The organism is Paraburkholderia elongata (genome assembly GCF_013177735.1).
Lineage (GTDB): Bacteria > Pseudomonadota > Gammaproteobacteria > Burkholderiales > Burkholderiaceae > Paraburkholderia > Paraburkholderia elongata.
The window spans coordinates 1-10,465 of the sequence record NZ_WOEZ01000101.1 but is presented as its reverse complement, the minus strand read 5'-3'; the positions used below and the strand labels follow the sequence as shown (position 1 = coordinate 10,465).

Annotated in this window: 6 protein-coding genes and 2 pseudogenes; 4 read left to right on the top strand and 4 right to left on the bottom strand. The window is 59.5% G+C overall.

Annotated elements, in window-relative coordinates; translation table 11 throughout:
- Together GNZ13_RS52455 and GNZ13_RS19740 are read left to right on the top strand one after the other, a co-directional pair.
- Positions 1-148 (top strand): annotated as a pseudogene (locus GNZ13_RS52455) (epoxide hydrolase); the annotation flags it as partial.
- A 336-nt stretch (positions 149-484) separates the two neighbouring features.
- A complete protein-coding gene (locus tag GNZ13_RS19740) occupies positions 485-1,117 on the top strand; it encodes a LysE family translocator (RefSeq protein WP_172167364.1) in 633 nt (210 codons plus the stop codon).
- 80 nt (positions 1,118-1,197) lie between these two features.
- Here the strand turns inward: GNZ13_RS19740 and GNZ13_RS52450 are convergent.
- A pseudogene (locus GNZ13_RS52450) lies at positions 1,198-1,320 on the bottom strand (GNAT family N-acetyltransferase); the annotation flags it as partial.
- 238 nt (positions 1,321-1,558) lie between these two features.
- Between GNZ13_RS52450 and GNZ13_RS19735 the strand changes: the two are divergent.
- Positions 1,559-3,574, top strand: coding sequence for an alkaline phosphatase family protein (locus GNZ13_RS19735; protein ID WP_172167363.1), 2,016 nt, complete (start codon positions 1,559-1,561; stop codon positions 3,572-3,574).
- A gap of 137 nt (positions 3,575-3,711) precedes the next feature.
- Here GNZ13_RS19735 and ilvD read toward each other — a convergent pair whose 3' ends face one another.
- The 3 genes from ilvD to GNZ13_RS19720 form a co-directional block, all read right to left on the bottom strand.
- Positions 3,712-5,574, bottom strand: a complete 1,863-nt coding sequence (gene ilvD, locus GNZ13_RS19730) for a dihydroxy-acid dehydratase (protein WP_172167361.1) — start codon at positions 5,572-5,574, stop codon at positions 3,712-3,714.
- A 333-nt stretch (positions 5,575-5,907) separates the two neighbouring features.
- The gene (locus GNZ13_RS19725) at positions 5,908-7,239 is read right to left on the bottom strand and encodes a DUF1254 domain-containing protein (protein ID WP_172167359.1); all 1,332 of its coding nucleotides are present in this window, start codon (positions 7,237-7,239) and stop codon (positions 5,908-5,910) included.
- Positions 7,240-7,307: 68 nt separating this feature from the next.
- Positions 7,308-8,768, bottom strand: coding sequence for a DUF1214 domain-containing protein (locus GNZ13_RS19720; protein WP_328807257.1), 1,461 nt, complete (start codon positions 8,766-8,768; stop codon positions 7,308-7,310).
- Positions 8,769-9,421: 653 nt separating this feature from the next.
- Between GNZ13_RS19720 and GNZ13_RS19715 the strand changes: the two genes are divergently transcribed.
- Positions 9,422-10,465, top strand: a 1,044-nt coding sequence (locus GNZ13_RS19715) for an efflux transporter outer membrane subunit (RefSeq protein ID WP_172167357.1), incomplete at its 3' end; no start/stop codon positions are given.

Here is a 10,465-nt window from a genome sequence, read left to right as displayed (position 1 = left end):
CCAGGCGCCGAAGACCTGGACCGAAAAGGCCTATCACAACCTGATTTACTTCAACAAACCCGAAACGGGCGGGCACTTCGCGGCATGGGAAGAACCGATGATCTTCGCGAACGAAGTGCGCACGGGATTAAGGCCCTTGCGCGCCTAAAGTGCGAAGCGCTCCGACGCGCATGCGTCGGAGCGCTCCTCGATGTAATCGTGCTAGTCGGGTCCATGCGATGTTGTTCGCATCGATCTGCCGTTTGGTTCGGCCCCGGGTCCGCTTGCGAATCACGGGTTTTCGACGAAACAGGTCGGATTGAGGCATTCATGAAGGCGGCCCGGGCGTTTGACTTGCTTCGGCCATGCGGCGCCATCCGCCCGCCTCGTTCGACGAACACTGGCGCGCATGTCTGATATTCCTCGAAAGATGGCAATATTGCCACTCCCGCTCGTTTCGGCAAAGCCCGATAATTAGGCCACTTTCCATTTCCGGAACCAAAACATGACTGGAAACGCCTTCTTCTCGACAAACCTGCTGCTTGCCTATGCAGCGTATTTCGTTGGCACCGCGAGTCCCGGGCCGAGCAACCTCGCAATTATGTCCATCGCGGCCAGTCACGGCCGGAAAGCGGCGTTGATGTTCGCACTCGGTGTCATCTCGGGGTCGATGTTTTGGGCGACGGTGGCAACGCTAGGCGTCTCGGCTGCCCTGAACGCCTATTCTCAATTCATCATTGCAGTCAAGATTTTTGGTGGTCTATATCTCTTGTGGCTAGCCTTCAAATCCGGACGCAATGCGCTTGCGACAGCAGCTGCATCCGTACTGAAGGTGGAACGAACACCGACATTGACGGGCGTCTACGCCCGCGGAGCGATGCTCCATCTCACCAATCCGAAAGCCATTCTCGTTTGGGTTTCAATTGTTGCTCTATCGTCGAACAGCACGGGATCTGCCCATAGTGCTGTAATTGCAGGCTGTGCGGCCATTGGATGTTTGGTGTTCGGCGGTTACGCCGTACTGTTTTCGACGGACTCGGCTCGCAGGTTGTACGTGCGGACCCGTCGTGCCCTGGAAGGATGCCTGGCCGTAGTATTCGGGATTGCCGGCATCAGACTTCTTGCGTCGCGTGTCTAGCTAGTTTAGGTACCTTCGCTTGTCCGACTACCTGTCAGGTCCGGTCTAGGCTAATACACGTGAAGGACAACGGCTCGTGCCTAGCCGGGCATGTCGGCAAGCAACGCCCATCGCTCATGGTCTCGCCATTCGCCATTTATGCGGAGATAGCGTGGTGAAAAACCTTCCTGTTTAAAACCCAACCGACGCACAAGTGCGATCGAATTCGGATCGATACTCATCAACGCCCGACACCCTTTCGCAAGGTTTCGAAAGGTCTTCGTCGGCTGCGTCACATGACTCACGTGGCACGGACATTTTTCCAACCCGCGCTGGACACACAGCAAGCCTAACTTTCTCTCCGATGTAACGCGCGGTAATGCAAAGCAACGCTCGGTAAGCGACGCATGGCGCTCGCTGCCGCTCGGTGCGCCCTGTGTCAATCCCCGTTTGGAGAGATCCATGAAGCGTATTGATAACGTCCCACGAAAACCCGTCCTGCAAGCCATTCTGACGTGCGGCGCAGCTGCACTAGCGGTCGGCACCGCACTCTACCCGTCCATTTCCGCCAGTCAGCAGACTAACGCGCCCGCCGTTCAAACGACCTCGCCGATCAAGCATGTGATCGTAGTCGTGGGCGAAAACCGCACCTTCGATCATGTGTTCGGCGCCTATACGCCGCGGCATGGGCAAACGGTATCGAATCTGCTCTCCAAAGGCATCATCACAGAGGACGGCAAACCGGGGCCCAATTTCGCGGTAGCCGCACAGTACACCGCCGACGCCGACAACCCCAACCGCTTCGAGCTGAGCCCTTCCGGCAAAAAGCCCTATACCGTACTGCCGGCACCCAACACGGGCTTTGTGGCGACCGCCCCGAGCGACACCAGCCCGCCGCCCTTTGCAACCCTTGGGGCAGCTCAGGCTGCTGAAGGGTCGACACTCTTCGCAAAAGACCTCGTGCATCTGACGACCGGCGCGTCGGGCTTGCCGCAACAGGTACCGGATACGCGCTTTGGTACAAACACCTTCAACCTGCCGAACGGCCCCTATCAGATTTCGCGAGTGGGTCCTGACTACGATCAGTACATGAATAGCCCGGTGCACCGCTTCTATCAGAACTGGCAGCAGTCGGACTGTAACGTCTCGCATGCGACGTACGACAATCCCAGCGGTTGCAGAATGGACCTGTTTGTGTGGGTCGAAACGTCGATCGGCGCCGGCTCGAACGGCAAGCCGAAGCCAGCCAACTTCACCGACCAGACCACGAACGAAGGATCGACGGCACTCGGCTACTACAACGTGAATACCGGCGATATGCCCTATTTCACCGAACTCGCGCGTCGATATACGATCAGCGACAACTATCACCAGCCGGTGATGGGTGGCACGGGTGCGAACAGCATCATGATCGGTACGGCTGACGCGCTCTACTACACCGACGGCAACGGTAACGCCACGACCCCGCCTGCCGATCAGATCGAAAATCCGCATCCCTTGAAAGGCACCAACAACTGGTACACACAGGACGGTTACTCAGGCGGTACCTACAGCAACTGCTCGGACCCGAAGCAGCCCGGGGTAGGCGCGATCCGCCATTACCTGGGCACACTGCCCTATCACCCCGACCCGAACTGCGCGGCCAACACTTACTATCTGCTCAACAACTACAACCCGGGCTATAACGGCGACGGCAGCTTGAACACCAGCAGCGCCTTCACGATTCCGCCTTCGCCGGTACGCACGATCGCGGATTCGCTGCTGGCGAAAAACATCTCGTGGAAGTACTACGGCGAAGGCTGGAAGACGTTCGTCAGCAATCCGTCCAAGAGCGTCTATTGCAACATCTGCAATCCGTTCCTCTATGAAACCGCGATCATGAACAGTCCGGCGCTTGTCGCTGCGCACTTGCAGGACACAACCGACCTCTATGCGGATATCGCGGCCGGAACCTTGCCGGCCGTCTCGTTCGTGAAGCCGGGTGGTCTGCTGGACGGGCATCCCGAATCGTCGAAGTTCGGGCTGTATGAGGCGTTCGTGCACATGCTTGTCGATGCGGTCCAGGACAACCCGGCGCTGTGGGCGTCGACGGCGATCCTGATCACCACCGACGAAGGCGGCGGCTACTACGATTCGGGCTATATCCAACCGGTGGATTTCTTCGGCGACGGTCCGCGCATTCCGATGATCGTGGTGTCGCCGTATTCCCGCGGCGGTCGCGTGGTGCATGAATATTCGGATCATGCGTCGATCGTCAAGTTCATCGATCGCAACTGGTCGCTGTCTCCGATCACGCAGCGCAGCCGCGACAATCTGCCGAACCCGGTGCAGCTCTCAGGCAACCCGTATGTACCGACCAACGCGCCGGCCATCAGCGATCTCTTCGGCTCGTTCCAATTCGACCGGGATCACAACGACGATCATCACGACGGCGATGGACACGGTAAGGATGGTGGCTTTGGCTGGTGGCCGTTCTGATAAGGCTTGAACCAGTCTAAGCAAGTGGCAAACTCTGCGGCATGGCGCGTGGCCGTGCCGCGGAGTCGTGTCACGATGGTTTCCGCATAGCGATCTCTTTGGCCCTGATCGCCTTACTGCGACAGGGCCGTTCCGACTCACTTGCGCTTAAGTTGCGAGAGATCCCGCACCGCGCCGCGGTCGGCCGAGGTCGCCAGCGCGGCGTAGGCCTGCAACGCTTGCGACACCACGCGTTCACGATTCACCGGCATCCAGGCCTTGTCGCCGCGTGCCTCCATGGCCTCGCGACGGCGTGCCAATTCAACGTCCGACACCGCCAGGTGCATCTTGCGATTAGGAATGTCGATCTCGATCACATCGCCGTCTTCCACGAGACCGATCGTGCCGCCCTCGGCCGCTTCCGGCGAAGCATGCCCGATCACCAGCCCTGACGAACCGCCCGAGAAACGTCCGTCGGTAAACAGCGCGCAGGTCTTGCCCAAGCCCTTGGATTTCAGATACGACGTGGGGTAAAGCATTTCCTGCATGCCGGGGCCGCCCTTGGGGCCTTCGTAACGGATCACGACCACGTCGTCCGCCACGACCTTATCGCCCAGAATCGCTTCGACGGCGTCGTCCTGGCTCTCGAAGACGCGCGCGCGTCCGGAGAAAATCCATTGCGATTCGTCGACACCCGCGGTCTTGACGATGCAGCCCTTCTCCGCGAGATTGCCGTAGAGCACGGCGAGGCCGCCGTCTTTCGAATACGCGTCCTGCTTGCTGCGGATACAGCCGGTCTTGCGGTCGGTATCCAGCGACGCGAACGTGGCTTCCTGGCTGAACGCAACAGTGGTCGGAATGCCGCCCGGGGCCGCACGGAAGAATTTCTGCGCTTCTTCGCCCGCGCCGCCGGCGACGTCCCACTTGGCGATGGCGTTGCCCAGCGTGCCGCTATGCACGTTGCCGCACGACAGGTCGAGCAGATCCGCACGCGCCAGTTCGCCGAGAATGCCGAGAATGCCGCCGGCACGATGCACGTCTTCGATATGGTATTTGTCGGTGGCGGGCGCCGCTTTGCACAGGCACGGCACTTTGCGCGAGATGCGATCAATGTCGGACATCGTGAAATCGACGCCGGCTTCCTGCGCCGCTGCCAGCAGGTGCAGCACGGTATTGGTCGAACCGCCCATGGCTACGTCGAGCGCCATGGCGTTCTCGAATGCCTGCTTGCTGGCGATGCTGCGCGGCAGGACCGACGTGTCTTCTTCCTGATAGTAGCGGCGGCACAGGTCCACCACCAGGCGGCCGGCCTGTTCGAACAGGCCCTTGCGCCATGCATGCGTGGCGACAATAGTGCCGTTGCCGGGCAACGCCAGACCGATCGCCTCGGTGAGGCAATTCATCGAGTTCGCAGTGAACATGCCCGAGCAGGAGCCGCACGTCGGGCAGGCGCTGCGCTCGACTTCCGCTACTTCCGCGTCGCTGATCTTGGGATCGGCCGCCTTGATCATTGCGTCGATCAGGTCGATCTTGGCGATCACCTGGCCATCTGTCGGCGATTTGACCTTGCCCGCTTCCATCGGACCGCCGGAGACGAACACGACGGGGATGTTCAGGCGCATGGCGGCCATCAACATGCCCGGGGTGATCTTGTCGCAATTGGAGATGCAGACCATGGCGTCGGCGCAATGCGCGTTGACCATGTATTCCACCGAGTCGGCAATCAGTTCGCGCGAGGGCAGCGAATACAGCATGCCGCCGTGACCCATGGCGATGCCGTCGTCCACTGCGATGGTGTTGAATTCCTTGGCCACGCCGCCGGCCGCTTCGATTTCCTTCGCGACCAGCGCGCCCAGGTCGCGCAAATGCACATGGCCCGGCACGAACTGGGTGAACGAGTTCACCACCGCAATAATGGGCTTGCCGAAATCATCGTCCTTCATTCCGGTGGCGCGCCACAAGGCGCGGGCGCCGGCCATGTTGCGGCCATGAGTCGAAGTTCGTGAACGATAGTTAGGCATCTGTATCCTCAGGGATTGCTGTCATCAAAATTAGAATTGCGCCCAGGCTAGCCAATGCACCGTTGCGGACGGTGACGGCACGCCGATAGTCCGCACGCGGTGGCCCGCGATAGCGTGGACGATGTGCGCTGGAAAGGTATGAATAGTGCGAGAGCGCCGGTAAGACGTCCAATATATTTTTCCGACGCAATTAGGTCGCAAAAGATATTAATTGACAGTCGACCGAGGCAAGGACGAGGCGCTCGCTCTCAGCTGAGCGCGCGACTCTTGAGTGATCATGGGTAGCGTGCAATTGCGGCGCCGCCTTTTCGCGACGCCGCTCGCCTGGTCGGACTATTTTGTCTGCTCGAAATCGCCCAAAGCGAATTGGCCGTCAAAGTAAGGCTGAAGCGGACCATACAGCCGGAAATAAGCGAACCACGCCTTCCAGGGAACAGAGGGAATCCAGTTCTTTTCTTTCCCCGTTGGCGCGTCAGGGCCGACGCAGAGATCGACACTGCCGTCCGCGTTCTTCACCAGGTCCTGTCGTGAAGATTTGTCCGCAACGCCCTTCCCGTTATCGATAAGGACGCGCTGGTCGGTGTCGTACACGGTCAGAGACCAGAACAGCTTGGCTGGCGGGTTCGCCGGCACATGCAGAACGTAGTTCTTGCTGCCGTCGAGCACCTTGCCGTCCTTATCGCTGTAGGCGCCAAGATAAGCCTGCCCGACCCCCGGCGTCTTCGTCGTCATCCCCTTCGAAGTCGTCACAGCTTCATAGAAGTAGTCGGCACGCTCATCCACTTCGGTGTAGTACTTCGACTCCTGCGAAGGGTCGAACAGGATGACGTAGCGCCACCTTGCGTCCGGCCGATATTGCGCACCCGGCGTCCGGCTGTTGAATGCATTCGCCTGTGCGAAGAGTTCGCCAACTTGTGCGCCATCGGCGAGAATCCTGCGTTGCCGCTCATCCGGTGCGAAGGGCTTGCCCTTCTCGATGCCCAGCGGCTTGAGCATGCCCATCATGACGCGGTCGCGCTCGATAACCGGTTCGCAATGAAACGACCGGATGAGCGCGTCGGCCTTGGCGGGGTCCGCGTCGAGCGCCCGAAATGCCACGAAAATATTGAAGGTCGGCGATTGAATCACCCGGTAGCCTTTGACAGCCGGTATCGCTTGTCTTGGACCGATGACCAGATACTTCGCCCCTTTGCCCATGTCCGGGCCGGTTTCACCCATGTCTGTCAGTGAGCGCTGCCAGAAATCGGCAATGCCGCCAGCAGAACTGCCCGCCGGATAGTCGATTACCAGCGGCCCGGTCTTCGACAGGTCGGGAAAGCCGCCGATGTAAGGCGTAGTTGCATTTGCGGTGAGAATGCCAAGTTTGTCCTGCACGGACTGGTAAATCACCATGTCGGTATCTTTCGCCCCGAACACGGTCCGCGCGTCATATTGCCATTGAGCAAAACCTACGATCGGCAGACCCCAGACATAGGCCTGCGAGGCGCGCTGAAAGTCCGATTCGTCGAAGAGCTTCTGAACCATCGCAGCGTTTGCGGGCACCCCTTCTGTCAGTTCGATCTTGCCAATTCTGGTATCGACCGTTTGAGCCCATGTCACGCCCGACTGCGCGAGGATGACAGCGGCGGCGAAAGTAAACAGCGGCACGGCGGCAATTCGGCTCATTCGATCTTCCTATTTTTGTTTGCCAGATATGGACACTGATGCTGAAGCAGACATTCATCGCAGATGGCTTATTGCACCGCCATGATCGGCGCTGGGAACCATTCACCTTGCTGGACTTCCTGCTTCGGCACATACGCGCGGAAGGTCAGCGAGAATCCCTTGCCCTCAGGCGTAGGCAGCCAATTGCTTTGTGGCGCGTTCTTGGGCCGTACGGGCGCCAGCCAGATACTGGTGCTGCCGTCCGCGTTGGCCTTGAGATGGGACACGTTATTCAGGTTATAGCGGTGGATCGCGTTGGGTACCACGCGGTAGTCCGGCACGCTGTACAGCGTGACTGACCAGAATCCATTCACGTGCGCGTCCGGCTTTTCGCCTTTAGCAAACCGGATTTCATAGGTCTTGCTGCCATCAAGCGGCTGCTTGTCGCTGTCGGTCAGACCTACGAAATAGATTGCCTCGCTAATGGCGTTTGCCCACAGACAGCCGTAGTTGATGATGTCGCGCGCCATCACGTCATTGCCAAACTTGCCTGCCACGTAAGAGACGGACCAACCGCCCTTCTGTGTGCCGAAGCCCTTGGCGCCGGCCAGAAAGCCAGGAATCGCCTTGGTCCTGATCACATCGTCGACCCGCTTGCGGGCGCCGTCGTTGCCCTTCATGTAGTTGGCAACGTTGATTGCCGCCGCCTGATACTCCGGCGCCTTCGGCATGGCGTCCGGATAGGTAGCCAGTACTTCGGTTACGTGATCGAAAATCTCGGCGCGGATAGGAACAGCCGGCGTAAAGGCCGCTACGGATAAGGGCGGATCAATCGCGATGTCAGGAGAAGCTTGCACCTTGAACTGGTGCTGCAAATGCACCGCTGTTTTCGGGGATCCCTTCAGTTCCACGCGCGCGAGCAACTTCGCCTTGGCAGAAGGCAACTCAATCTTGATGGCATCAGACGGTACCGGCGGATTTGTTCCTTTGATTACCAGCGCGAACTTTCCATAGGGGTGGTCGGGATATGTTCGCTCGTTGATATTGGTAATGACTTCGCCCCATCCGTCGAGCAGCTCAGCCGTGTAGTAACGCCCCTTGACTCGAGGCACGTTCAGGATGACGGCATGATCGCTGTCTGCGGCGAGCCATGCCTCAAGGTAGGCTACGTCGAGGTTTGGATTCACAAACTGGGCCGATCCCAGCGGGTTGTATTTAATCTTGTTGTAGCCGACCTTCTCGACATTGATGTCGTAATTCTCCTGCTGCAACACCAGATAGCGCCCATACAGGTAGTCCCACGCGGACACGATCTGGTCATCCGTGGGGACGGCCGCATTCGCGGCCGCACTGTTCCCCGGCGACGTGCCAGACGAACTGCAGGCTGCGATGCCCACCCCGATCAAACCAGCCGCGATCCAGGAAGAAATCCATTTCTGCGCTTTCATGGTATTCCGCATTAAATTGACCCCGATAGTAATGGACCGGGAGAGCTTACATTGAACTTGTAATCGTTGATAGGGTTGTGACGCCATTTCAGGCAATGCCACATAACGGTATGCAATCTAAATATTTTTAATCGATATATACGGTCGTTTTTTATGAAGAGAAACGTTCGGCGGTGCCTTTTGGGTATTAGAGAATGTCTTTGATAACCGAGTCATTTTCGAATGCCTGCGCGAGTTGAGCTCGATTAACTGAAATAGATTCATGGCCCTGTTTGCATCAGGAGGCGCCATGAATGAATTTGTAAGTGTCGCTATCCGGCTGGCTGGATCTGTGTTCCGCCCCCAGTCGCGTGACGAACCGTGACAATGGCCTGCGCCAGTCATGCGGCATCCTCACCTTGAGGTCGCGGTTGCCGCTCTATTTTCACCAACCGTTCTTTCCCTCGTGCGTCTCGAGCCGATTTTAGTGATCGATGATCGGCTGCAGCTGCGTTCGCCGCATCGCCGGTTCGCCGGTTCGCCAGATCCAGGGAAATCCCTCGCCATGGAGGTGGCTGCCTGAACGACCGTCATGCGCATTGACTACGTGATCTCGTGCGGCGCGCGCAGCAATCGACCATGCTAGGCTACGCGTAGATATCGTCCCGCATGGTAGATCCCAGCGTCGGGAAAAGAAGCATCAAAAGTTCACGTTGCCTGAATATCCGCGTCCGCTCCTTCGTTTAGGCTGAACGCAGGCGATATAAGGTGGATCGATGATCGACTTGAAGCAGCGTATTGTCCGGCGGCGGCGCCTGTGCGTCGCGCTTTGCGGCTGCGCCGCAGTGGCCGGCTGCATGGTCGGCCCCGACTACCGCTCTCCCCCCGCGCCAGCTACCGACACCTACACCGCTTCGCCGCTACCCGAGCAAACAGCCTCTTCTCCGGGGGCCGCCGGCTTGCCGCAGCGCTTTGTGCCGGGACAGGACATTCCCGCCGCCTGGTGGGCGCTCTTTCATTGCGAGCCGCTCGATGCGCTGATCCGTCAGGCGCTCGTCAACAGCCCTAACATCGCCGCGGCGCAAGCCGCATTGCGGCAGGCGCGCGAAAACTTCTCGGCGCAAGCCGGCGGCACCCTTCTGCCGAGCGTCGACGCGCAACTTGGCGCCACCCGCGAAAAATTGAACGGCATCGCGTTCGGCCGGCCTGGCGTCGTCGATGAGTTCAATCTCTACAACGCATCGGTGAACGTGTCGTACAAACTGGATGTGTTCGGCGGCGCACGGCGCGAACTCGAAGCGTTGCACGCGCAAGTCGATTACCAGCGCTTCCAGTTGCAGGCCGCCTATCTCGCGATGTCCGCCAACATTGTGACCGCGGCCATCAAGGAAGCGTCGCTGCGTGCACAGATCGAGGCAACCGAGCGGATCACCGCCGAGGAGGACGAGCAACTGGGCGTACTCGGCAAGCAGTTCGAACTGGGGGGCGTGGGCCGCACGGCGGTACTCGCGCAACAGACCCTGGTGGCGCAGACCCGCGCGACGCTACCGCCGCTGCAACAACAACTCGACCAGGTGCGTCACCAGCTCGCGGTGTTGACCGGCAAACTGCCCAGCGACGCCGCGTTGCCCGAATTCAAGCTCGAGATGTTTTCGTTGCCCGAGACGCTGCCTGTGAGCCTGCCGTCGGCACTGGTGCAGCAGCGGCCCGACATCCTCGCCGCCGACGCCGTACTGCATCAGGCCAGCGCGCAAATCGGCGTGGCGACCGCGGCGATGTACCCGCAGATCACGCTGTCCGCCAGCTATGGCGCCGAGGCC